Below are 24,262 nucleotides of genomic sequence, written 5' to 3' on the forward strand. Positions count from 1 at the left end.
AAACAAAGTGGGTTATTTTAGCGCAGATTAAGAAAGAATGTATTTGATATTCCAAGTGGTCTTTGTTGAGCACTTATACAGCTTAGTAGAGGAAAAGTTTTAAAAAAACCGTTAACAAGAGTCCTACTTAAGAGTAAAAATGAGCCTAGCAAGGCTAGGCTCAGATAAAAGCACGGCTAGGTGGAAGTAACTTACTTATTACCGAGGGCTTTTTCAGTTTCTTCAGAATGCCAAATATTATTAGTGACTTTAACTTCATCTACGACTTTAGAGTCATCATCTCGCTCTAGGTTAACCTCAAAGCTATGATCACCTTTAACGATTTCAAATTCTATTTCATCATCATCTTGATCGTTAATCGAGGTAATTTGATAGCCCTTGTCTTCTAATATTTTTTTATAGTCTTCAAATTTTTTGCCAACGGGCATGGCCTCAACCAATGCCGCTTTTTCTTGAGTCCACGTGTCTGCAAATTGGGCGTCACTGTAGCGACCGGGATTATCTTTATCAAACTTCACATCACTGGCATCGTAATCAGCATCTTTTAACGCAGCTTTAGTCGAGTCGGCACGCCAAATATTATTAGTGACTTCGGCATCCTCTTTAAATTTGCCATCGGATATTTCAGCTTTTACCTCAAAGGTGTGATCCCCTTTAACGATTTCATATTCTACATCGCTGTCTGTTTCTTGGTTAATAGAGGTAATTTTGTAGCCGGCGTCGTTAAGACTACTACGCAGATCATTAACGTTATGAGCACCGCTTAAGGACTTTTCCAACGCCATTCTTTGTTGCTCATAATCTTCAAGATTCATCCGGTCTTGCCACGTATGTTTTTGCGGATCGGCATCGGCTGCTACGCTCACATTGGCGTAAGACAGACTAAGAGCGGCGAGAATGGCCGTGAGCACTAATGTCTTTTGGCCGTTAACTGTTTTCATGATAGTTGCTCCTTTACTAAAAAAAACAATATCTCCCACAGGAAGACCTTAAGTGTTTACCTGCTCGTTCACTGCCACAGGACACTGAACACATTAAGCGTGAGACAAAAAATCGGTTTTCGCCACTTCAAAATAAAATCCTTCTGACAAAAACTGACCATGAGTCAATAGGTATCATTGTTTCTACTCGAGCAATGCAGCAATCAACCTTAAGGTACAGCGCGCTTAATGTAGCCAACCCGCAGCATCATGGGCTTAGGATCAAGGCGCCCTTGTCTCAATCTATGAGGAAGGGAGTAAAAAATGCCCCTCAATATCGCTTTTTAAATGTGCTTTACGCTAAGCTCAAGCGCGCAAATGGCAAATAAATACCCAATATAAGTAAAAAATTGAGGTAGGATGCGCAACAGACCAAGATTTACACTGGGTAAATGGACGATTAACTGCATATATAATCGCCAGTGAAGATTAATAATTAAGCTAATGATTAGGTGAAGTAATGAATGAAGCGGGATTTAGAACGGTTAAATCATCACAGGTTATCCTTAAAGAGTTAATGGTGCCTTCCTATGCCAATTTTGGTGGCAAAGTGCATGGCGGGGTTATTTTAGGCTTAATGGATAAGATCGCCTATACCTGTGCCGCCTCTCACTGCAAAGGCTATTGTGTGACCGCCTCTGTTGACTCAGTCGATTTTATGAATCCAGTTGAAGTAGGTGACTTACTTACTTTGTATGCCTCAGTAAATTATGTCGGTACTAGCTCTATGGAAGTAGGGATTAAAGTAGAGTCTGAAAACTTTCGTGAGGGCATCATAAAGCACACCAATACTTCCTATTTTACTATGGTGGCCTTAAGTGAAGAGACGCGCCAACCTACTCGAGTTGCAGGGTTACTGCTGGAAGATGAGGAAGAAATTCGCCGCTTTGTGATGGGAAAGCTGCGCAAAAAGCTACGACGCGCTCATCAACAAGAGATTAGCGACATAGGTGAAGCACTTAATCTTAGACAGGCCATGATTGAGTTACAGGGTGAAAATTGTGACTTATCTTTGTTGGTCACCCAAGAGACCGTTAAGGTCTAGTGTGAAAGTGGCAAATTTGACGTTTGAACCGCAATGGCCAGTGTTATTGTCGGATAGCCAAGGGGGTGATTTCTCTTTAATTAACAACCTATTAGAGCTTGAGGAACATACTTTATGGCTAGGCTGTCGCTTGATAGATAGTCTAGGGCGAGTCTCAATTTTGTCGCAGACAAACGCCACTCCTCTGTACTGGCACCTAGCGGACGAGCTAATATCTGTCTCAGTATTAAACAACGAGCTTAAAGCGTTTGCTGCCACGCTTGGCCTGTGTTGCACCAGTAAGTTAGTGATACGCAGTGTAAGCGATGCCCAACACTTAGTGTTATGGCTAGAGCAGCAATAATATATCTAAGGCAAATGATTGGCTTAGTTTTCTGGCTAAGAGATAGCTTGGTAAGAGATAACGCATGACAATGAATATTCGCAAACTCAGCGGATTATTATTGCTTTTCCTGTTGCAGTCTTGTGGTAGTGCGCCCTCGGCATCATTGCCGATAAGCGGTCCTGCAGTAGTGAGTATGCAACAAGGCAAAGCATCCTATTACGGCACTCGCCATCATGGGCGAAAAACCGCCAGTGGCGAGCGCTTTAATAAAAATGCCTTAACAGCTGCCCATCGTACTTTGCCTTTTGGTAGCTTAGTGCGAGTGACGAACTTAGCTAATCAGCAGTCGATAGTAGTACGCATTAACGATCGAGGGCCGTATGCCAAAGGGCGTATTATTGACTTATCTGAACAAGCCGCCCGTGAGCTTAATATGATCAGAGCGGGTGTGGGTAACGTAAAAATTGAGCAGTTAAAGTAATTATTTTTAACTATCTAGCCATTATCCCAAGGTGAAGGCTATTGCCCGCCTTTAGTGATGCACAAGCTGCGCTAAATTATCCTGTGATTTAAACTCTAGCGCTTTTAGCTCAAGGGGTGCTTCATCAATGGCTACGGACTCAGAGAGTGCAGGAGCGTGACAGCCTGAGTGTTGATTAGGATTAAGATACTCGCGTAAAATAGGCTCCATGCCTTTTAGCACTTGTACCGGAAGGGCAGAGGTAAAATTAAACTTATCAGAGGCTTGGCCCGGCACATAGGCCGTGAGCGTGCCAAAGTGCTGCTCACCTAAATAAAACACAAAAGTAGCCGTGCGATTGCGTGCTTGTGAAGTCAGCACTTGCCCATGACGGTTAACGGTTTGAATACGATTATCCCCGGTTCCCGTTTTGCCTCCTAATATTAATTGGGTACCGTTTTCGCTGCTAAATCCTCCTTGTAAGCGGCGCGCCGTCCCGCCCTCCACCACTTGAGATAGCGCGTCTTTTAATACCGCGGCTACTTCTTTATTCATTACTCGCTTAGCTTGTTGCAGCTCGGGTGCTAAGTGGGTTTCATAAGGAGTCGCGGTGGCAAAGTGTAATTCATCCATGCGCACTGTGGGTAAGCGAATCCCCTCATTTAAGATAATACCAACTAACTCTGCTAGCGCCACTGGCTTGTCGCCGGAGCTGCCAATCGCGGTCGCTAAAGAAGGCACTAGGCTGTCAAAGGGAAAGCCTAAGCGCTCCCAACGCTGATGGATATCACTAAAGGCTTCAATTTCTAACATAGTGCGGATCCGGGAGTCACGCGCACTACGGTGGCGAGTTTTAAAAAGCCAGCCATACACTTCTTGGCGTTGTTGTTCACTCGCTTTTGCCGCGTCACTAAAGCGAGCCTGTGGCTCTTCTTGTAAATAACTTAATAACCACAGCTCCAGTGGATGCACTCGGGCAATATAGCCTTGATCGGGCAGGTTATAAGCACCAGGCCCATAATTATCAAACAGCTGCTCAAGCCGACTCTCACTTAAGGAGGCATTAGGTAAGCGCTCATTAATAAACGCATCAAACTCTTGGCGACTAGCATCAGGTAATAAGTAGCGATGAACGGCAGCTAAGCGCGTAGCTGTGGGCCTAAGTCCATCAAAGAAGTGAGTGAGACGTTCAGCGGTGGTTTTATTTTGATATTTGCGCCAAAACCGTAATAAAAACACTCGGCCTTCACGGTCGGCAAATCGACTTAAATATTCTTGGCGACGGGGATCTTTGTCATTTGCTAATAGCTGTGCTCTGTCTTCGTTTTGGTAAATGCTATAGCGCACAATATCGCGCATTAAGCGAATAAAGGGTAAGTTAATTGACTCTCTTAGCGCTTCAATCATGGTGGGATTGCGTGAATTATCTTGGCGGCGAAAGTTATGAAAAGTATGTAAGCCGCCGCCGGTAAAAAAACGCTCGCCGGTACTGGCGGAGTAACGTCGTGCTAAGGCCGCATTTAACATAGGTGTTAGGGCATGATCGGCGTTTTGCAGCAGATAGCTAATCGCCCAGCGGCTTAAATAATCTTGAGGAGCAGGCGTGAGGGCACGTAGTTTTTGCGGTGAGTATCCCGCATATTGCTGATGTAACTCAGCAATAATTTCTAAATAAGTGGCTATGGCTCTTAACTTCGCCGTAGAGCCGAGCTCAAGTTTACTGCCTTCATTAATATCAAAAGGTTGTAAAGTATTATCAGTTTGTACCCGCACATAAAAAGCCTGTGCCGCCCGTTCAAAAAGCGTAAAGCTATAACGTACCTCAGCGGTTTTTTCTGGAGAGAGCAGGCGCTCACCATATAAGCCAATAGCACGAGCGACATCGGGATCGGCGAGCTGTTGTAAATAATGGGTCACTTTTTCCTGCAACTGAGCATTGAGCGTGGTACTAGCCGATAAGTCTAGGCGATCAAGCTCGTAAAAAGACATGCCTAATAAATTAGCTAGTCGCCCACGAGTCACTAATAAGGTTTTACTATTTTCAACATATTGCGTGACTGGCTGTTCGTTAAAATTACGAAACACTAACCGCTGAGCAAGTGCTGCATCGCGAAGTGTGGGAGTTATCATCTCGGCTTGAGCTTGTAAACGCAGGTAACTGTCGGTTAATTGTTCAAGATCGCCGCGCCCAGCATGTAAGTAATAGGAGGGGCGGCGCTGAGCAATCATGAGCGCAATAACTTGGCGCAGTGCTAAGCCTTGGGCATCAATTTCTTGCGCCGGATGAGGGCTGGGATCGAGTAAACGGTTAACGTCTTCAAGCTCGGCGCCAAACCACAGCCAAAGCCCATCGCCAATACCATGAATTTCACCGTGCCCAGGTGCCGCTGCCAGCGGTACCGAGTTTAAATAAGCGAGGGCAATAGTTTGACGCGCCGCTAAGGTGTCTGGTCCGTTTTGATAGGCGCGCACACTTGCAGAAATCATTTGGCGCAACTTTTCTTTTGCACCTGGGGTGCGCCCGCCTGGGGAGTGGCGAAATTTTTCAATTTGAGTGGCCAGCGTACTACCGCCTGCAGAATCATCTTGCAAATCAAGTGCTCGGCCCAATTGTGATAGTGCCGCTTTAGTAAAGCGCGGCCAATCTACGGCGGGGTTAATTTCTGGGTAGTCTTGGCTGAGTAAGTCGCGGTTTTCAATAAAAAGTAGCGTATTGACCACTAAGGGCGCCACACTGGAAAAGTCACTATAGTGGCGCTGGGGATAGGCATAGTCATAAATGGCTTCTTCACGACAGTCGCCAATAAAAAGACCCGCTTGGGTTTTTTCTAAATAAGGTGGAAACAAACCATGGCTAGTATATTCTTGCAAAGCAGGGGAGAATTGCACTTGCTGAGTAACACTAAATTGTTGATTTTTAAGACGAGATAGCATATCCGGCAAGCGCGAATAACCTAAGCGATAATCAAATGGCCCTTGACTGGGAAACTGTAAAGCTTCACTTGGGCCTGCTTCCAAGGAATAGCTTAAGGTATTGGCATAGCGCGGTAATTGTTTTGCTTGTAGCCAAGAGGTGCGCATTTCAAAGGCCACTAAAATAGCGGCGCCAATGAGCACGAATAATAAAAATAGCCAAAAAAACCAACGTAAATAGCGTCTCCGAGTGACGGTTGGCGTCGGCTCGGTATCGGGGATGGCGGCATGTTCAACGTTTGGTACAGTTCCCATCTATGACCCCTTAGCGCCATATCGGTATGAGGGCTTCTTATAGTAAAAGCTTAGCTTGTTGCCCAGCTTCAGTACTGATAACGAAGAATTTTAAGTTTTTTTGAACTTATTGCGTATGTGGTAAGTTTACTATCGCCTCAGTAATAAAGCATCTCCTACTCGCGATTCTTAAAACTAAGTTAACAAAATGTGACAAGGTACTAAATTCACGGGATTGCGGCACTTTTATTGGCTAAAAATAGCGCACTCGCAATGACATTTTTTAGGTAAATGTAAGCACTAACTCGCTAGACTTGGAGTGGCTGTGCAAGAGGCATGAAATACTCACAGTGAATTAATTGCTGTGGCTAGTGCTTGGGTATTTGAAAGGAAAAATAGTGGTTAAAAATGGCTTAATAGCGCTAATAGTAGCCAGTGCAAGCGTGGAGGCAGCGGCGGGTGAGGCTATTTTTGCAGGTGGCAGTTTTTGGGTCATGGAGGCATTATTTGCCGAGCGCACAGGAGTTTCTCAAGTTGAGGTGGGCTGGATCCAAGCAAGTCGTACCCAAACTCGCCGCCAAGTGGTGCGGATTCAGTATGATGCGAAACAGATTAATTATGGTGACTTACTGGGAGTGTACTGGGCGGCCATTGATGCAACTGATCGCCAAGGACAATACTGCGATCGCGGAGTAGAGTTTAGCCCCGCGCTCTATGTACGCACCCCCTTGCAACAACGCTGGGCTCAGCAAAGCCGTACTACGCAAGCACTAGCACTAAATAAAGCTCAGCTCGCAGTACGGATTTTGCCGCCCGGACAATTTGTAAAGGCGCCGGCTAGCCAGCAGCAATATTATCAAAAGCACCCTTGGTTATATGCTAACTATCGCTGGCGTTGTGGTTATCCTAGCGAAAAAGTTAGCGGGCAGGTCCAACAGTCAAGTGCCCCGCTTGCCACCACAGCATTATTTGAGTCGCAATTTCAGCTGCCGAATTTAAATTTAGTACCGGCACCGGACACTGCGCGATAGCCTCGTCGCTGGCTACTGCTAAAATATGCTTATCTTGTAAACTCAGCAGCGGTTTATTAATGCTAGGCCTGTGGATTTCAATTTTATGAATGGGCGCAAGTCGAAAGCCCTCTACTAATATCAGATCCAGTTGTGATTTTTTTAGTTGTGAAAGAGACTCATACAAATCAGGTTCTTGTATAGTAGGATGTTCAAAGGTCACAATAGTGCGCTTAGGGCCTGCCAGTAAACATTGTGTGGCACCGGCGTGGCGTAACTCAAAGCTATCTTTACCGGGTGTGTCTTGTTCCACATCATGATGAGTGTGCTTGATAAGACCAATCCGTAAGCCTTGCTGGCTGAGGATAGTCACTAATTGACGTAAGAGTGTGGTTTTTCCACTGCCACTAAAGCCGGCAAAACCCAGTAGCGAATAAGAACAATGAGATCCAGTCATAACAAAGCACCTGAGAGAGTTGCATTTGTAAATGAGTGTGACACGGTAGCGAGAGTAAGCGAAGCGTAATGCTGTCACGGATGATTCACTTATCTTAATGATTAACGATAACAGGGCAGTTAATGAGTAAAAGTATGTGGGGGCTACTGGCCATCTGGTTAATCAGCGCCAATGTAAGCGCTGAAGAAGTTAACTTTCGCCTTAAAGGCTTAAAAGGTGAGCTAAAAGATAATACTCAGGTGTATCTGGATCATCTTCCCCCCATTGAAGCCGAGCAATTGCCGCGTTTTCGAAAAGATATTCAACAAGCGGTGATCAACAGCTTGCAAGCCTTAGGCTATTACGAGCCCGACATTGAAATTATTGCCAGCAAAAAAAATCCAGCCCGCGTCACGGTAAAAGTCGCCCCAGGCCAACCGGTACGTATTCGTACGCTCAACATTCAGCTCGCGGGTGAAGCGAGTCAAGACCCACAATTTGAGAAACTACTGAGTCAGCTTAAATTACATGAAAGCCAGGTTTTTCAACATGATATCTATGAAAAGACGAAAGCTAGCTTATTGAGCTTAGGGCTGTCTCGTGGTTATTTTGATGCGCAATATAAGATGCACCAAGTATTAGTGCATCCTGAAGAGCATGCCGCAGATGTTAATTTATTATTTGACTCTGGCGCACGTTATCATTTTGGTGAGCTGATTGTTGACTCCGACCGGCCAGTAGCGCGCATCTTAGACCCCTTAGTGGATATCAAACCAGGCGATGCTTTTTTGTCCAGTGATGTCACCGCTCTTAGCCGCTCACTTTCAACAACCGGATATTTTAAACGCGTTTCAGTACAACCTAACGTCAGTGAAGCTGATGAAAACCATCAAATTCCTTTGTATGTCACGCTGCGCGCTAAAGCTGATAACGAAGTAGAAGTGGGGGTAGGCTTTTCTACCGATGAAGGGCCGCGCTTTTCCAGCAGCTGGGATAAACCTTGGATCAACAGTTTAGGTCATAGCCTACAAACCAATTTAAAAGTCTCAGAGCCCAAGCAAGACATTACGGTTATTTATAAAATACCGCGTGGTAATCCCTTGAATCATTATTATACGGTGCAAGGCGGCTATCAGATGCTTAATCAAGATGATACCGAAAGTGATCGCATAGTGGCTTCAGTCCACCGCTTTGATAAAGATCCCGATGGCTGGACGCGCGATGTTTTCTTGCGCTCAGAATATGAAACCTATACCCAAGGTCAACAAGAAGATGACAGCTTCTTAGTGATCCCAGGCGTGTCTTATAACCGGACTCGAGTAAAAGGGGGCCTAGACGCCTATTGGGGTGATAGCCAAGTGGGTACACTTGAATTATCAGAGCCTTGGTGGGGCTCAGATACTCGCTTTATTCGAGTGTTTGGCCGGACTAAATGGTTGCGCACCGTCGCCAAAAAGCAGCGCGTGATAGCTCGTGCAGAGCAGGGGGCGGTATGGGTAGATGATGTAGAAAAGCTGCCGCCTTCGCTGCGCTTTTTTACCGGTGGTGACTTAACGGTGCGTGGCTTTAGTTATCAGTCGATTACGCCGGTAGATGATAATGGTGATCGCTTAGGTGCCAAATATGCCACGGCACTCAGTCTTGAATACGATTATAAAATCGCAGAAAAATGGCGGCTTGCGACTTTTGTCGATACAGGAACAGCGACCAATGATTATCGTGAAGATTGGAAAGTGGGCACCGGACTTGGGGTGCGCTGGCAAACTCCAGTAGGGCCGGTGCGGGTTGATTTAGCGTTTGGGGTTTCTGAAGATCAGGTGCCGATGCGAATTCACTTTACTTTGGGGCCTGAGTTATGACATTTGCGCGTATTATCACCAGTTTCATCGTCGGCCTTTGCGTGCTATTGATGCTGGTCTTTAGCTTGTTATTTACTCAAGTGGGTAATCAGTGGCTGTGGAGCTTAGCGACCCACCAAATTGCCGGATTAAAGGGCACGCTGGAGTCTGGCCAATTAGGCGAAGGCTGGCATTTTACTGAGCTCAGTTATGAGCAAGACTCACTTAAATTTAGTGCTCGCGATATTAATTTTGGCTGGCAGCTGGGGAAGTTATTAAAAAAACGACTGTGGCTACAAGAGCTAACTGCAGAAGATATTGAAGTTACAATTAAGTATTTCCCTGAGAGTGCTGATGAGCCTAAAGAGCCATTAGCAGAAATTAGCCCGCCGCTTCGTATCGACTTGGATAAGGTGCGCGCCGATCGGGTGACCATTAATATGCCTGGGCAAAGTATTGCATGGCAAAGCCTAGAAGTGGGAGTGCACTGGGATCAAGAGGGCATGGTCATTACTGGGCCTAATATGAATGGCCTGCGCCTATCGCTTGATGAGCCTACCGCTGCCGAGGCCAGTTTAGAAGACCAACCATTAGCACAGAAAAAAGCCCAAGCCAATAAACAAGCAGCAGCGGCCAATGAAGCGAGCGCTAAAGAGGCAGCCATTATCTTGCCAGAGATAATGTTACCCTTTCCCATTAAATTACAAGCATTCCATTTAACAGACAGTCAGCTGGTATTAAATGGCCAAACCCAAGCTTTGCATAGCTTAGACCTTGAGCTTGAAGGGCGCGGCAGTGACATTACTATTATTAATGCCCAATTAGATCATGAGTTAGCCACTGCCCAGTTAGGCGGTAAAATAACGCTCACCGAGGAATATCCCCTTAACTTAGCATTGACCGCTACCCTTAAAAAACCCTTATTAGAGGGGCAGTTAAAGGGGCAAACCATAGCTGCTACCTTAAATGACAGTTTGGCTAATTTAACCGGTGACTTGGTATTAGGCGGTGTATTAAGCGCCCAAGCTACATTAAGTGCTGAGCCACTAAATCCTGAACTGCCTTTTGATGTTGCCCTTAATTGGCAAGAGCTAGGCTGGCCTTTTACTGATCCCGACTGGAAATTAGAACAGGGAAAGTTACGCCTGAAAGGGCGCTTAGAAGATTATCAATTAACGCTAACGAGCCAAGCACAAGGGCCAGAACTGCCCGCTATCGGCATTGATCTTAAGGCTAGCGGAAATCTAAATGGAGCCGAATTACAACCGCTTAAATTAACGCTACCAAAAGGTGAAGCTAAAGTAGCAGGTAAATTGAGCTGGGCAGATAATATTGAGTGGCAAGGCGAATTAGCGCTGGATGATGTGGATCCTAGCGCTTTTATAGCCGACATGGAGGGCAAATTAAATGGCCAACTGGACACCGAATTTAAGCTCGCCGGTGAGCACTGGACGCTCAATGCTGAGCCCGATATTCACGGTTTTTTACGTGACTATCCACTGGCTTTAAAAGGACAAGTCTCACTCAATGACGCCTTGCAGGGCAGTGTTAAGCAGTTACAGCTTACCAATGGCGATAATAAGCTGGTCGTTAATGGCGATATTACCGAACGCTGGCACTTAAATGGCGTGTTGTCGGCGCCTAATTTAGCTGTGTATGCGCCTGGTTTATATGGTGATTTAGCTGGCGATATTAAAGTGCGTGGCGCGCTTAAGACCCCTGAGCTGCAATTAGCGCTAATGGGTAAAAAAGCGGGCTTTAATGATACCGAAGCGCGAGATATTAAATTAACCGCTCACGGGCGCTGGGGTGATAAAGACCAAGGTCAGCAAACATCCGGGGATTTGAACTTTAGTATTGATAGAATTCGTGCTGGTGAGATGCAAATTAACCAGTTGCAGCTGCAAGGTTCGGGTAATGAAGCTGCACATCGGTTATCGCTAAACTTCAAAGGTGATCCGCTGGGCGCTGAGATTAATCTTGAGGGCAGCTTAGGATCTCAGGGGTGGCGCGCTCAACTTAATAAAGGGGTGTTAGATACGCCCTTAGAAACGTGGCGTTTACAACAAAATGCCCAATTGGCGTATCAAAAGGATACCGTTAGCGTGCAGGCTCATTGTTGGCAGTCAGCCGAGGCGGCATTGTGCTTTGATACCATCAACGCCAATGCTGAGCGTGGTCATGCAGGACTAAGCATTCGTGACTTAGACTTAGCTCGCCTAGCGCCCTTTTTTCCTGAAGGGTTTTCTTGGGAAGCCATACTCAATGGCAAAGCCGCGCTGCAATGGAGCGCTAAGCAAACCAAGCTTAATGCGGATATCAATACCACCCCTGGTGCTTTTATTAGCAACGGCACTCGCTTGAGTTACCAAACCTTATCGTTAGTCAGTGAGATGTCTGATAACCGCTTGCGCTCCACACTGGATTTTAAGTCCGAACAATTAGGGCGCATGGCAGTGCGTGCCAATGTTAGCGATTTAAACGCTAAGCGTACCTTAAGCGGCAATGTGAACATTGAGCAATTAAAGCTAGATTGGCTGGCGCCATTATTGCCGGAAGTCGCCCGCTTACAAGGAGTGTTAGCTGGGCAAGGTCGGTTTGAAGGCACCTTAGATGCGCCATTGCTATTTGGTAATATTAGCTTGACGGGTGGAGAAGTAGACACTTACTCCGATATGGTTCAAGTGCGAGACTTTACTACTCGTCTCGATATTCGTGGCACCCAAGCTCATATTGATGGCCAGTTAAAAGTAGGCGGCGGCCCTTTATATATCACAGGGGATCTAGATTGGCGCCAACTGCCAGTGAGCGGAGAAATTCGCTTGCAAGGTCACGACCTAGAAGCGGGCTACCCGGGAATGGGCCGAGTGCGGGTTAACCCTGATATGTCGATAAGTCTTGGTGAAACAGCCAAGATCCGCGGGCGTATTATCATCCCTTGGTCACGCATTGAAGTAAAAGAATTGCCAGACTCGGCGGTGTCTCTCTCTTCTGATGTGATAGTGGTACAACCCTCAGGCATGATCCCAGATACCACACCAAAACTACCGGTGGACATTCGTATTCAAGTGCAGTTGCTAGACGATGTGCGACTCGATGCCTTGGGCTTAAAAACTCGCCTTGAGGGGCAGCTTAATATTGTACAAAATCCTAATAAAGCGATGCGTGCTAACGGTGAAATTCGCTTAGAAGACGGTAAGTTTAAAGCCTATGGGCAAAACTTATTAATTCGTGAGGGCAGTATTTTATTCAGTGGTCCGCTAGATATTCCTAACCTTAAAGTGGTGGCGATTCGTAACCCCTCTACTATGTCAGATAGCAGTATTACTGTAGGGGTGCGAGTCAGTGGCAATGCCAAGCAACCTGAGCTAGTGGTGTTTTCTGAACCCGATATGCCTCAAGCCGAGCAGCTGTCTTATTTATTGCGCGGACGAGGGCTAGATGGCGAGGGCGATACCGACGGCAACGCGCTCGTACAATCGATGTTATTGGGCGCCGGTGTGGGTAAAGTGGGCGGAGTGGTGACCGATATTGGTGAAGCCTTGGGCTTAAAAGATGTGTCGCTAGATACGGATGGCAGTGGCGATGATACCGAGGTTAATATCAGCGCTTATTTATTGCCGGGGCTACAAATAGGGTATGGCGTAGGCGTATTCTCCTCTATTGGTGAAGTCCGTTTGCGCTATGAGCTTCTCCCTCGTCTCTACCTACAAGCCGCCAGCGGGCTTAACCAAGCGATTGATTTGTTTTATCGTTTCGAATTTTAAGATAACAGCCCCTTAGTCTCATAAGTTTAAGGGGCTGTTGTTATCACCTAATCACTCAAGCGCTGTGTTTTGCTTTTGTAGTGAACCAAACTGACATCTTAAACTCTCTTTAATAGTCTTAGGAAAAGCCCAAGTTAGCTGTGGCAGAACCTGGCTTTAGGCGTAGGCTTAAGTCATGATTTTTTTCTGGCTCTTGGGTAAAGTAATAAATTGTAAATCAGCAACTTGCCGAGTAAATCGCCCGCTATGATGTCTTCACCTTTATTACAACAGGAACGCCTCGCTCGCACTATGCTGGTGTGCATGGCCGCGTATGCGCTGTTGGGGATGCATCTCTACTTACCCCATCTTTCGGGTATTGGTTTACAGCTGCCTTTTAATTTAATGGGCTGGTTGTGGATGGGGGTGATGACCACACTTGGATTATGGCACTGGCAACGCCGGCGTTTGTTAACTAGCCGTTTTTGGCTCGCTATGATGGCCGCCAGTGTTTTGTTGTGGCTGCCTTTTTTCTATATACAAAATAATACTGTTGCTGGGCATGCACTGCCGAGAATGTTGGCGCTGATGGGGGGCTTGTTTTTTTATTTGGCGCTACAACAATGTCGCTTTAGTGAGCGAGGGCGTCGTTATCTGCTGTATTGTTTACTGGCTGCGGTGAGTGTAGAAATAATAGTGGGCTTGCTGCAATTTTTTGTATTAGCCCCCGATAATTGGTTTGGTTATAACACCGAAGTTCGCTCTCCTTATGGCATATTTCAACATCGTAACGTGATGGCAAGCTTTGTGGCTACTGGCATGGTGCTCGCGCTTTATTTATGGCTGCACGAAGCTAAATCGCCGTGGCGTGTCTTTATGCTTAAGTCAGCTTGGTATGCCGGAGTGTTGGCAGCGGGTGGCGTATTAATTGTGCTATTGCAATCACGCGCCGGCCAATTGGGCCTGTTGCTAGGGGTGGTATTAGTATTACCACTTATTTGGCAGGTGCTAGTTAAAACGCGCTCTAAGCGCTTATTGCTCAGTTTATTGTTGCTCCCTATCGGCTTATTGCTGGGAGTATTCGGCTTAGAAGCCTTTGAAATGAGCAAGCGCAGCTTTAGCATTTATACCGATGCGGATGGGCGCTTCGATATTTATGCTCATGGTCTGCGGATGTGGTTAGAAAAACCGTGGTTTGGTTATGGTTATGGCAGCTTTGAGTCCTCATTTTACAGTACTTACGCCACTTGGCGCGAGCTTACTCCCGGCGCTGAACCGTTATTTACCGAAATGGGCCATCCTCATAACGAATTTTTACTGTGGGCGATAGAAGGGGGAATCGTTCCTTTATTAGGCTTAGTGCTGATGACCCTATTGGTGTTACAGCTATTGTATCGCGTGCCACTGGCGCAAAGTTTGGCGTGGCTTGGTGTACTCACTCCTATTTTTATTCATAGCCTCACAGAGTTTCCTTTTTATCATTCTCAGCCGCATTGGCTAATGATGTTAGTGATTATCTATGTCATCGATGCTCAATATGGTCAACGCCGACTCTTAGCGCCTCCACCACCTTGGACCCGTTGGCCGGTGCGTGCTTGGGGGCTTGGGTTAACTTTATTTATGGCCACCGGCCTCATTGCCAGCCAACAAATGACGCGCTATGCCAAAGATGATAACCATCGCCAATCTCAACTGACTCATTTAGCTAACCCCTTAGTGTGGTATGACAGAACGGCGTTTTATAAACATCATTGGCAGTTAACTCAGGCGTTATTAAGCCAAGATAAGCAGCAGTTATTAGATTATGCCGATTGGGCTCGCCATTTTGTGTTGCATACCCCAAGAGCGGGCGTGTATTACAATGCTTACTTAGCACTGGCTGCGGCTGGTGAAGAAGACCAAGCTCAGCGCTGGCTAAATGAGGCCAGACGCTTATATCCCAATGTGCAATTGCTCCGCACAGCCAGCATTCAACGTGCGCGAGAGCATTTAGCTAGCCTTGAGCCTAATTTAACGACCGCCCAACTTAACGATAAAATCCCGCTTTATGATCACTTGCGCCCCGCCATTGGGGGCGCTTACTAGTTAAAGCGGGGATGAAAATAAGCTATTTTTGAAACTGAGCAAGTTGCCACTGTGCCATTTCAACAGAGTTAAGCTGTGAGATGTGTAGTTTTTTATGTTGCCAATCTAGGCGCTGGCCGGTGCTAGCATATAGCTGCTCATTGATGCCATCAGGCGTAAGCTCGCCCTCCAGCTTTGCTTGTTTACCATCGGGTAAATAGATAGCGCCATTGCTAAAGTCTATCGCAAAGGCCAAGACGCCCGGTAAAATAAAAAATAATAAGCCAACGCCATTCGCTATGGCCACCACGGGATCAATACTGCCGCTTTGCTGACCTTTGCGCTCTGGATAAAAGACGGTGCCACAGCCCACTAACTGGCTAGTTAAGGCGGCGGCAAGTATTAACGACAGCGATTTTTTTTTAACGTTTTGCATTTTAATTCCTTATTAGAGCGTGCCCTAAGGCGGGAGTAAGCGATACCTTAAAGCGACATAAAAAAGCGAGCTATTTTGGCCTTGGATAGTAAGGCGGGCAAGTAAGCTGGATCTTGGGCACAATTTTAACATTTAGCACAGAAAATATTAGCCTTACTTTTAATAATCAAAGGCTTATTAAGGAATTACCATTTCATTGTGGTTTAACAAAGCTATAATAACCGCTCTCACTGTGGCTTATATGTGCACAAGAGTGGGGTTGGTTTTTAATTCAAGGAGAGCTGCTATGGCAGAAGAAACGATTTTCAGTAAAATTATCCGCAAAGAAATTCCCGCTGAAATCTTATATCAGGATGACTTAGTAACGGCGTTTACAGATATTGCGCCCCAAGCTCCCACTCATGTGTTAATTATTCCCAATGTATTAATACCGACGGTTAATGATGTAAGCGCAGAACATGAACCCGCCTTGGGGCGGATGTTTACGGTGGCCAGACAATTAGCCAAGAAAGCAGGCATAGATGAAAGTGGTTATCGCTTAATCATGAATTGTAATGCTGATAGCGGCCAAGAGGTCTACCATATTCATATGCATTTATTGGGTGGGCGCCCACTTGGCCCCTTGCTTGCTACATAATTCCCCTTGCCATTCATCTATTGCTTATTTAAGGAACATCATGAAGCCACTTCGCCTTACTATTATGTTAGCCAGCTCGCTAACATTAGCCGCTTGTTCGATGCCAAATCCGTATTCTTCTACCCCAGCTCCGGTAAAAACAACGCGCCCCGCGCCCAGTAAGGCCTTGCCTACGCCTCCTCCTGCGCCGCCAGTGATTGATATGCCAAGCGCGCCCCCAAGCCCAGTGGAAGAGGTGCGCAGTGAAAATCTTGCCAGCTTAGTCGATGGCTTAGCGAATAAACTGAAATCAAGCTCGGCAATTAATGAAGTTCAAGGCCCGGTGTTGCTTAATAACATTAGTAATCAAGCCGGTGGCCCTATAGACACGAATGGCTTAACGGCACGTTTGCAAAACAATCTACAAGGCAAACTTAACTTTGCCGATGGTGCTAAAGTCAGTCGTTTGCGAGAGCAGCTGGCTTATCAAGGCGGACGGGCCGATATGGCTTCTTTAGTGCGCCTAGGTAAACAAAGTGGTGCCGATTACTTATTGTCTACCACTTTGAGTCGCAGTGGCGCTAACCTCAACTTAAAAGGACAGTTAATGGAACTGGCTAGTGGCGAGTTGCTGTGGTCTGACAGTGTGAGTGGACGCTAAGCAACTGCTCTCTCAGCTGCCCAGCCAGTTTCAAGGGCAGCTTTCTCCTTTAACGAGTGGATTAACCAATCAAAGTTGGCGATTAACCACGCCTCACGCCCGCTTTTGGTTGCGCTTAGGCCATGTTGCTAGTGAAAGCTTAGGCATTGATCGCCAGCAAGAACTGCTGGCTCATCAGGCTGCGGCGCAGGCCGGTCTTTCGCCCAAGGTGCGTTATGCACAGCCCTCACAGGGGATTTTAATTCTCGATTGGCTCAGTGAGCCTCACTGGCAAGCCCCTTTCTTTTCGCTAACAAAGACTCATCTTGCGCGACTGGCCACTCAGGTGGCTAAGCTTCATCAACTGGCTCCCGCGGTAACCTCGATTAACTTAATGGCGCGCGCTGAGTTTTATCTGTGCCAACTTAGCGACTTATCGGCTGACCTTTTGCACCTTGCGCGCTCTTTTGAGCAGTCTTCACTTAATCTGGATTATGTCCCGGTGTTTTGTCATCACGATCTCAATGCCGCCAATATCATGGGTGCGCGCCCTTGGTTATTAGACTGGGAATATGCCGGTTTGGGCGATGCCGCCTTTGAACTTGCGGTGATAGCAGATAGCTTTAAGCTCACAGAGCAAGGCGAGCAGCACTTATTAGCGAGTTATAAAAATAGCGGCGCCCCTATGAGTGAACGGCGTTTTCAGGCACGCAAGCCTTGGGTACAATGGCTAAGCCTGTTATGGGCAAAGGTGCAATACCAGCACACGGCACAGGCAACTTACCAAACGATAGAGCACCAAGCGCGTTCGCAGCTGCGTTCGCAGCTGAAGCGCTACTTTCAACAGCCACTCGCTGATTAACCAGCGTCTTATTTTCTTACCTAGTAGATGCATACTATAGGCACACGCGGAGTTGTAATGGGTCCCTTTATTCTTGATTTACACACCTTTGAGCTAGATGCAGAAGAGCGAGAGTTGCTCGCGCACCCCACTGTGGGAGGGGTGATATTTTTTAGCCGTAATTATCATGATAAAGCACAGCTTAGGGCCTTGGTTAAATCGATTCGCGCCATTAATCCCCAGCTGTTATTAACGGTGGATCATGAAGGAGGGCGCGTACAGCGCTTTCGTGAGCAATTCTTTCCGCTTCCCGCGCCTGGTGCCTTAGCTCACTATCAAGGCGAGGATAAATTATCGCTAATCCAAGACGCAGCTTGGTTAATGGCAGCAGAATTATTGGCGCTTGATATTGACTTAAGCTTTGCCCCTGTCTTGGATCTAGCACGCGGTTCAGAGGTAATAGGGGATCGCAGTTTTGGAGAAAATCCCGCTGAGGTGATCACTCATGCGGGTGCCTATATTAAAGGCTTGCATCTGGCAGGCATGGCCAGTGTGGCTAAGCATTTTCCAGGACACGGCAGTGTGCGCGCCGACTCCCACAAAGAAAGCCCAGTGGATAATAGAGATTTTAAGACGATTACCGAACTGGATATGGTGCCCTTTAAAGAGCTGATTGCTAAGGGGGTTGTGCAAGGCGTTATGCCGGCCCATGTCATTTATTCTCACGTCGATGAAAAGCCAGCCGGTTTTTCACCACTGTGGCTTAAACAAATTTTGCGCCAGCAACTGGGTTTTACTGGGCTGATATTTAGTGATGATTTAACCATGGAAGGTGCGGCAGTGGTGGGTGGGTATGCAGCGCGTGCTTACAGCGCGCTACAAGCAGGCTGTGAAGTATTGCTTGCTTGTAACCACAGAGCGGGTGCTGTGGAGATTATTGATGCACTCCCTCATCATTTGCAGTGCGACTTAGCCCCCTTGCGGGCACAGCGCCAGACAAGTGCCACTAGCATCCAAGCGGATATGCCACTTGAGTCGCACCCGCACTGGCAGGCGGCGAGTCGGCGAATGCAAGATTTTTTAGCGCGCGAATAAAGTTAACGTAGAGGAAAGCGTGAAAGCACATGATTGTTGGCGCTTTTTATGTGAAAATAAAGATGTGATCTAGATCACATTTCCTCTCCTTTATTAAAGGGCGAATTTATCCTTAGAATCTAGCGCTATCATCATAGAGTAGTGGGGTACCAAGTAAGTTGTGAGTATAGCCCTAGGTTTTACTATCTTGTTTTTAAGGAACAGATAAATGACAAAGATTATCGTAGTGGGCGGCGGTGCGGGTGGCCTAGAGCTAGTGACTAAATTGGGTCAAAAGCTGGGGCGTCCCGGTAAAGCTGAAGTGGTATTAGTCGATAGAAACCGCACCCACTTATGGAAGCCGCTACTGCATGAAGTGGCTGCCGGTGCCATGGACTCTGGTATAGATGGCTTAAGTTATCGCTCTCATGCCCATAATCATGGCTTTCGTTTTCACTTAGGTGCCTTAAGTGACATTAATCGAGAGCAAAAAACCATTACTTTGTCGGCCATGAATGATGAACATAATAAGCCGATGTTAGCTGAGCGCACTTTATCTTACGATATTCTGGTGTTAGCCATTGGCTCTGTGTCTAATGACTTTGGCACTAAAGGAGTGAGCGAGCACTGTATTTTTCTTGACCGCCCTCAGCAAGCCGAGCACTTTCATGACGAGCTGATGAATCGCTTTATGCAACATACTGAGGGCGAGTTGGGTAGCGAAAGTGTGAATATTGCCATTGTGGGTGGCGGAGCTACTGGTGTTGAGCTCTCAGCTGAATTATATAATGCGGTAGAGCACTTAAGCGCCTATGGCTTTGAAAATTTAAGCCCAGAGTGTTTGCGTTTAACCTTGGTCGAAGCAGGTCCGCGGGTATTGCCGGCGCTACCAGAGCGCATTGCCGGCATGGCGCATCAAGAGTTACGCGAGTTAGGCGTCGATGTGCGAGTAAATACCCGAGTGGTGGAGGCCACAGCACAAGGCTTAATCACCCAAGACGAGGAGCTGATCCCTGCCAGTCTTATGGTGTGGGCGGCGGGGATTAAAGCGCCTGATTTTTTAAAAGACATTGGCGGTCTAGAAAACAATCGTAATAACCAATTGACGGTGAAGCCCACTTTACAAACCACTCGTGATGACAGCATCTTTGTTATTGGCGATTGTGCGCATTGTATGCAAGATAATGGTGAAGCCGTGCCGCCTCGTGCGCAGTCCGCCCATCAAATGGCGGCTATGGTTTATCGCAATATTCGCGCAACTCTTGCCAATAAAGAGCTTAAGCCCTACGTCTATAAAGACTATGGCTCTTTAGTTAATTTAAGCCGTTATACTACGGTGGGCTCGTTAATGGGCAATTTAATGCGCGGCAGTATGATGGTGGAGGGGATTATTGCGCGCTTAGTCTATATGTCTTTATACCGCATGCACCAAGTCGCATTACACGGTTACTTTCGCACCGGATTGATGATGTTAGTCGGGCGCATTAATCGCTTATTACGCCCTAAGCTCAAACTACATTAATAGCGCGCGGCGCATTGCTAAATAAAAACCCCAACCTTAACCGTTTTGGGTTTTTATTTTGTGCTCTTCATTATTTTAAATAATGTGCTGACTGAGAACGCGCCATTTTGACGCCGACTTGCCCCTAATATTAGGATCTCGTTTTCGCTTTTTCTTCTCGCTCGGCGCTAGAGGCTAAGCGTCGGGCGCTGCTCTTATCATTCTCGCGATTCATAAAAACGAAGGTTAAATACATCTTGGTCGGGAGTGACAATACCATGCCCACAGCAACACAGCCGGCGCTGAGTAATATGCCTTGTACACCCATGGCCTTGGTATAATCACTCAGATGTAAGTATGCGCCTAAGATGATTAATGCAAACCCAAATATCATGAGTATTTTGAGCCAACGAATTACTTTTTTATCGGTCATTTAAGCCTCCTAACGTTAGGCTTACTGCATAATCTACAGCTTAACCTCCTAGTACCCAGCATAATGTGACACTAATCATGACGCCATAAAAATATGCATTATAAATGCATTTAATTGGTCTGACCATCAGGTAAAGCACAACCCATTTTCACGTAAGCCACCGCGCTTTTATAAAAACGCTCGCTTTCTACCTGCATGCCAAATCGTTGATAAAAGCCAATAGCAGACTCGCGCGCATCACACCAAAAGTAGCTGACGGGATAGCGTTTTAATTCAGCAAAAATAGCATTAAGCACTTGGCTGCCGATACCTTGGCCTTGAAAGTCGCTGAGGGTGGCATATTTTCTTAAGCGCGCGCGATGGCCCTCAATAAATACCGAGGCCACACCCACTAATGTCTCTCCAATAAATGCACCAAAATGAAGCCCTTGTTCATCATTATCCACTTTAGAAAAAGCAGGCGCTTTATGAGGCCACAGCACTTGGTGGCGAATGGCGATAGTGTCTTGCCAATCAATAAGACGAATACACAGTGTTGAGGAAGTATAAACAGTCATGGCTTACCTTCTTTATAGGCTGAGTAAAAGTGAGCACCAGTGACAATAAAGTCACTCGATGAGTGGTTGATTATAACCCAAGGGAAGGGACGTTATTGCGGTAGCGAGCAGGGAGTGGAAGATGTAATAAAGTCATGGCTCCCACAGCCAGTGGCTGTGGGAGCTAAGGGTAGGGCGTTAAACGGGATAGCGGGTAATGGCGGCTAAGTCATGGCCACCAGGGATGTCGGATTTTCGCACCGCCATCACTTTAGCGCCGGTGCGCAAAGCCCGACAACTAATTTCATCGACGATGCCATATTGCACGGCATCATTTTCACCAGCAAAACTCACTTCCCCTGTATCCTCATCTACGGTACCTACTACGACTCCCTCTATATCCACCAGCAAACGCTCAATACCGCCAAACGTCGCTAAGCGAGCCGCATCTGAGATATCGGTGGTGGTGCGTTTTTGCCCCGTACGTTCAATAAACAATTGTTTAAAGTCATCAATTTGGCATTGATAATGTTTATCTAAGATGGGACGTGCAGCACTGGCTAAATCGGCGGCGGTCACTTTATCTGGGTTGCCATTAATACTCTCCGCTAACACTTTTAAGCGAGTAAGTGAGCGAAAGATGCCATCGATCGGTTGGGTGGCAGCTAAAATAAGCGGGCTATTACTGTGCAACAATACCGGCTTAAGAGCAGTATTAATCTTGCGTACATAGTTAGCTAAGTAGGTATTGTGCGCTTGTCCACTCGGTCTATTGCCGGTGCCAGTATGATCTTTATCGATGAGTTTATTGGTGGCATCGGCGGCATCCTCGGGCAAATTAGGCACTGCTACTTCTTTAGCCGGTAAGTCTGGGGAGACTTGTACTAAGCGTACCGCATTTTCTGAGAGTGCCAAGATATAGGCAGAGTGAGGGAAGGTGAGGGCTCTTAATAAGGGTTTAAGATGAAAGCGGTCCGCTACTTCTACCGAGCTTTGTAATTTGTTCGCTAAGCGGTAGGTACGCAGGGAGTCGGGGTTCGCTAAAATGGCCAAACTGTTTGCTTGAAAATCCCAAAACTCTTTATCGGCCAAGAGTTCATCAAATTGCTGTTGTAATAACTGGATGCGCGCTTTATCTATGCCCGCAGCAGTTAATTGCTTAACGGCAGCTTTTACCAAATTATTCAGCGTCACTCGGCTTTGCTCGGTCTCACGACTAAGTGGCGTGGTGGCTAAATAAATAGACACGCTCGCATCTGAGCGAACTAGGTTTAGGTTGCCGATTTCTTCGACGCTCGGTAGGTCTAAGTAATACATCAACAAAACTCCAGCAAGTGGTGGAGATTTAACCATAGCATAGGCTAGACATAACAAAACCCTTGTCTAACAAACTAACAAAGAGCACGAACAAAGTTGTCGTGATAGGGCATGCCAACAGCCATGCCACACCCTGTTTAGCTAGCCCCAAGGCGCTACGGTTAGCACTAGCTCTCCTTGAAAGCCGGGCCGTGCCTTGGCTGCCGTGCCAAGCGGGATACGAACTATTCTTTTATCATTTTCTAGGTCAATGGGCGCACTATGAGGCGCATTGCCAATTCCGTCTTTAAGAGAAAAGCCATAGCGAATGGTGTTAGTGCGAATGGCTAGGGTAATTTGTTCTTGGTACATAAAGCCTTCAAAGTGTTCTGCGAACCAAAACTTACGATCCACTTCAAACAGCGGAATCCGCACCCCCATATCTATCATAAACATTAAGGCACTATCGTGAGCATCCCTTGCTAAGGGCGTGAGATAACCCGTAAATAAATAAACGGGCTGCTTATTTTTGATCAGCTCGTCATAACTACGCACCAAAGCAGACTCTTGCTCATATCGGCGCTCATGCAACACATAATTTGGGCCTGCACGCACTCCCGTAACCGTGTCAAAGTAATAAGAGCCGCGGACTTGCGCATTATTATCGTATTTTTCTTGTACGCCTTTAGGCAGTGTTAATGTGTGAACCTGTAATTTGGCATTAATGTGTAGCGTGCCAAATAAAAACCGCCGCAAGTTTTGATAACCCGTTTCGGAGTTCACTAAGCCAAAATGGCCAGAGTGGCTGCGATAGGCCACCGCCCGCGGCGCATCTTGAATATACGCATTCGCCATCATCACTAAGCCATCACTACTGGGGCCATTCACTCGCCGAGCTAGATTAAAAAAGGCGTCATAATCTTTGTAATTAGCGCCGATAAAGCAAAAACATTTATTGGTCGCCAGTGCACCGTCTAAGGAATTAACTGGGACTGTCTTATCGCTGATTTTTAAGTAGTCTCGCATTCGGTTTTGTGAAAAATTAGCTAAGTGAAACTTATCAAGCGCGCCTAAATTAGGCACATTTATTCCCATGATATCCACGCCATTATGGGGGTACCATAGGTAAAGAGTTTTTCTACATAATGGGGGTTATCTCCTTTATAGGAGAGCTCAAGCTCTGCGTTTTCATGAGCGGTAGGCGCACCATAACGGCAAATATTTTGTAAATAACAACGCGCAATTAAGCCGCCCATAGAGTGCGCCACTAAATGCACTTTAAAAGCGGCTTGGCGTGCCTTATCTTGACCGCAGGTGGCCTCTCTTACTTGTAATATAAAACGGCGCAAATCCAGAGCAAATTGTTCTATGGTGACGCGCTCGCCACTGCCTAATAAGCGAGAGGCTTGCTCATAATAACGAAACACCCATACCGACTTAGCATCGACTTGCCCCGGGGTGTCTAAGTAACCTCCCCTTGAAAAGCATCGATATAGCCGTGGTCTTTCATCAGGCGCAGCAAGGGGGACTCAAAAATAAAAGAAATGGCTTGGCGCTGGTAATTTTGGCGTAACACACTTGAGCCTCTGTTAAAGCCCATATAAGGATCGGCGGTGGCCTCATCTATTTCAGCCAAAGTGGCAGCAAAACCGCGGATATAAATAATCGGGTAATTGGGTGCTTGCATGACGGCCGTTGTTGGCATTGCTGTCTCCTTAGGTCGAAAGTAAGTCAACTCCTTACCTACTAAGTTGACACATATTTAGCGCGGTGAACAT

22 protein-coding genes are annotated in these 24,262 nt (G+C 46.6%); 12 read left to right on the forward strand and 10 right to left on the reverse strand.

Annotated features, from left to right (window positions below; translation table 11 throughout):
• Nucleotides 1–191: 191 nt before the first annotated feature.
• Entirely contained in the window at nt 192–941 is a 750-nt protein-coding gene (locus tag CBP12_RS01520; RefSeq protein ID WP_086962293.1) for a hypothetical protein, read from the reverse strand.
• A gap of 499 nt (nt 942–1,440) precedes the next feature.
• On the opposite strand from CBP12_RS01520, the gene CBP12_RS01525 reads away from it, so the two are divergent.
• The 3 genes from CBP12_RS01525 to CBP12_RS01535 all read left to right on the forward strand — a co-directional run bounded on the left by CBP12_RS01525 (nt 1,441) and on the right by CBP12_RS01535 (nt 2,831).
• Entirely contained in the window at nt 1,441–2,025 is a 585-nt protein-coding gene (locus tag CBP12_RS01525; protein WP_086962296.1) for an acyl-CoA thioesterase, read from the forward strand.
• 16 nt (nt 2,026–2,041) lie between these two features.
• Nucleotides 2,042–2,368 (forward strand): DUF4144 family protein, encoded by a 327-nt coding sequence (locus CBP12_RS01530; protein ID WP_157420025.1) that lies wholly within the window; start codon nt 2,042–2,044, stop codon nt 2,366–2,368.
• A gap of 64 nt (nt 2,369–2,432) precedes the next feature.
• Nucleotides 2,433–2,831: a septal ring lytic transglycosylase RlpA family protein gene (locus tag CBP12_RS01535; RefSeq protein ID WP_086962300.1), complete on the forward strand. Its 399-nt coding sequence runs from the start codon at nt 2,433–2,435 to the stop codon at nt 2,829–2,831.
• A 51-nt stretch (nt 2,832–2,882) separates the two neighbouring features.
• On the opposite strand, the gene CBP12_RS01540 is transcribed toward CBP12_RS01535, so the two are convergent.
• Nucleotides 2,883–6,038, reverse strand: a complete 3,156-nt coding sequence (locus CBP12_RS01540; RefSeq protein WP_086962302.1) for a transglycosylase domain-containing protein — start codon at nt 6,036–6,038, stop codon at nt 2,883–2,885.
• Nucleotides 6,039–6,415: 377 nt separating this feature from the next.
• Between CBP12_RS01540 and CBP12_RS01545 the strand changes: the two genes are divergently transcribed.
• On the forward strand, nt 6,416–7,048 hold the full coding sequence (locus CBP12_RS01545; RefSeq protein WP_232455105.1) for a peptide-methionine (S)-S-oxide reductase: 633 nt from the start codon (nt 6,416–6,418) through the stop codon (nt 7,046–7,048).
• Here CBP12_RS01545 and mobB read toward each other — a convergent pair.
• Nucleotides 6,936–7,484, reverse strand: coding sequence for a molybdopterin-guanine dinucleotide biosynthesis protein B (gene mobB / locus CBP12_RS01550; RefSeq protein ID WP_086962304.1), 549 nt, complete (start codon nt 7,482–7,484; stop codon nt 6,936–6,938). The genes CBP12_RS01545 and mobB overlap by 113 nt on opposite strands.
• Nucleotides 7,485–7,606: 122 nt before the next feature.
• Between mobB and tamA the strand changes: the two genes are divergently transcribed.
• The 3 genes from tamA to CBP12_RS01565 all read left to right on the forward strand — a co-directional run bounded on the left by tamA (nt 7,607) and on the right by CBP12_RS01565 (nt 15,132).
• Nucleotides 7,607–9,322, forward strand: coding sequence for an autotransporter assembly complex protein TamA (tamA, locus tag CBP12_RS01555; protein WP_232455106.1), 1,716 nt, complete (start codon nt 7,607–7,609; stop codon nt 9,320–9,322).
• Entirely contained in the window at nt 9,319–13,068 is a 3,750-nt protein-coding gene (gene tamB / locus CBP12_RS01560) for an autotransporter assembly complex protein TamB (RefSeq protein WP_086962308.1), read from the forward strand. The genes tamA and tamB overlap by 4 nt, the downstream gene beginning before the upstream one ends.
• A gap of 246 nt (nt 13,069–13,314) precedes the next feature.
• Complete coding sequence (locus tag CBP12_RS01565) at nt 13,315–15,132, forward strand: PglL family O-oligosaccharyltransferase (RefSeq protein ID WP_086962310.1); 1,818 nt, start codon at nt 13,315–13,317, stop codon at nt 15,130–15,132.
• A gap of 22 nt (nt 15,133–15,154) precedes the next feature.
• Here the strand turns inward: CBP12_RS01565 and CBP12_RS01570 are convergent, their stop codons facing one another.
• Nucleotides 15,155–15,547 carry a hypothetical protein gene (locus tag CBP12_RS01570; RefSeq protein WP_086962312.1) on the reverse strand — a complete coding sequence of 131 codons (393 nt, stop codon included), beginning with the start codon at nt 15,545–15,547 and terminating at the stop codon, nt 15,155–15,157.
• Nucleotides 15,548–15,833: 286 nt separating this feature from the next.
• Here CBP12_RS01570 and hinT point away from each other — a divergent pair, with 286 nt between their 5' ends.
• The 5 genes from hinT to CBP12_RS01595 all read left to right on the forward strand — a co-directional run bounded on the left by hinT (nt 15,834) and on the right by CBP12_RS01595 (nt 20,240).
• On the forward strand, nt 15,834–16,184 hold the full coding sequence (gene hinT, locus CBP12_RS01575; RefSeq protein ID WP_086962314.1) for a purine nucleoside phosphoramidase: 351 nt from the start codon (nt 15,834–15,836) through the stop codon (nt 16,182–16,184).
• A 40-nt stretch (nt 16,185–16,224) separates the two neighbouring features.
• A complete protein-coding gene (locus CBP12_RS01580) occupies nt 16,225–16,824 on the forward strand; it encodes a penicillin-binding protein activator LpoB (protein ID WP_086962316.1) in 600 nt (199 codons plus the stop codon).
• Complete coding sequence (locus CBP12_RS01585; protein ID WP_086962318.1) at nt 16,814–17,665, forward strand: choline kinase family protein; 852 nt, start codon at nt 16,814–16,816, stop codon at nt 17,663–17,665. Before CBP12_RS01580 ends, CBP12_RS01585 begins: the two co-directional genes overlap by 11 nt.
• A gap of 57 nt (nt 17,666–17,722) precedes the next feature.
• Nucleotides 17,723–18,739 (forward strand): beta-N-acetylhexosaminidase, encoded by a 1,017-nt coding sequence (gene nagZ, locus CBP12_RS01590; RefSeq protein WP_086962320.1) that lies wholly within the window; start codon nt 17,723–17,725, stop codon nt 18,737–18,739.
• A gap of 208 nt (nt 18,740–18,947) precedes the next feature.
• Nucleotides 18,948–20,240 carry an NAD(P)/FAD-dependent oxidoreductase gene (locus CBP12_RS01595; protein WP_086962322.1) on the forward strand — a complete coding sequence of 431 codons (1,293 nt, stop codon included), beginning with the start codon at nt 18,948–18,950 and terminating at the stop codon, nt 20,238–20,240.
• A 130-nt stretch (nt 20,241–20,370) separates the two neighbouring features.
• Here the strand turns inward: CBP12_RS01595 and CBP12_RS01600 are convergent, their stop codons facing one another.
• The 6 genes from CBP12_RS01600 to CBP12_RS01625 all read right to left on the reverse strand — a co-directional run bounded on the left by CBP12_RS01600 (nt 20,371) and on the right by CBP12_RS01625 (nt 24,189).
• Nucleotides 20,371–20,652: a hypothetical protein gene (locus CBP12_RS01600; RefSeq protein ID WP_086962324.1), complete on the reverse strand. Its 282-nt coding sequence runs from the start codon at nt 20,650–20,652 to the stop codon at nt 20,371–20,373.
• 110 nt (nt 20,653–20,762) lie between these two features.
• Nucleotides 20,763–21,209, reverse strand: coding sequence for a GNAT family N-acetyltransferase (locus tag CBP12_RS01605; RefSeq protein WP_198341833.1), 447 nt, complete (start codon nt 21,207–21,209; stop codon nt 20,763–20,765).
• A 177-nt stretch (nt 21,210–21,386) separates the two neighbouring features.
• Entirely contained in the window at nt 21,387–22,505 is a 1,119-nt protein-coding gene (locus tag CBP12_RS01610; protein ID WP_086962327.1) for a baeRF11 domain-containing protein, read from the reverse strand.
• Between the two features lie 141 nt (nt 22,506–22,646).
• Nucleotides 22,647–23,579: a hypothetical protein gene (locus tag CBP12_RS01615; RefSeq protein ID WP_086962330.1), complete on the reverse strand. Its 933-nt coding sequence runs from the start codon at nt 23,577–23,579 to the stop codon at nt 22,647–22,649.
• Nucleotides 23,570–23,911 carry an esterase/lipase family protein gene (locus CBP12_RS01620; RefSeq protein WP_086962332.1) on the reverse strand — a complete coding sequence of 114 codons (342 nt, stop codon included), beginning with the start codon at nt 23,909–23,911 and terminating at the stop codon, nt 23,570–23,572. The genes CBP12_RS01615 and CBP12_RS01620 overlap by 10 nt, the downstream gene beginning before the upstream one ends.
• 35 nt (nt 23,912–23,946) lie before the next feature.
• Nucleotides 23,947–24,189: a hypothetical protein gene (locus CBP12_RS01625; RefSeq protein ID WP_086962334.1), complete on the reverse strand. Its 243-nt coding sequence runs from the start codon at nt 24,187–24,189 to the stop codon at nt 23,947–23,949.
• Between the last annotated feature and the right edge of the window lie 73 nt (nt 24,190–24,262).

The sequence above is a fragment of the Oceanisphaera avium genome, assembly GCF_002157875.1.
In the GTDB taxonomy this organism is placed as follows: domain Bacteria; phylum Pseudomonadota; class Gammaproteobacteria; order Enterobacterales; family Aeromonadaceae; genus Oceanimonas; species Oceanimonas avium.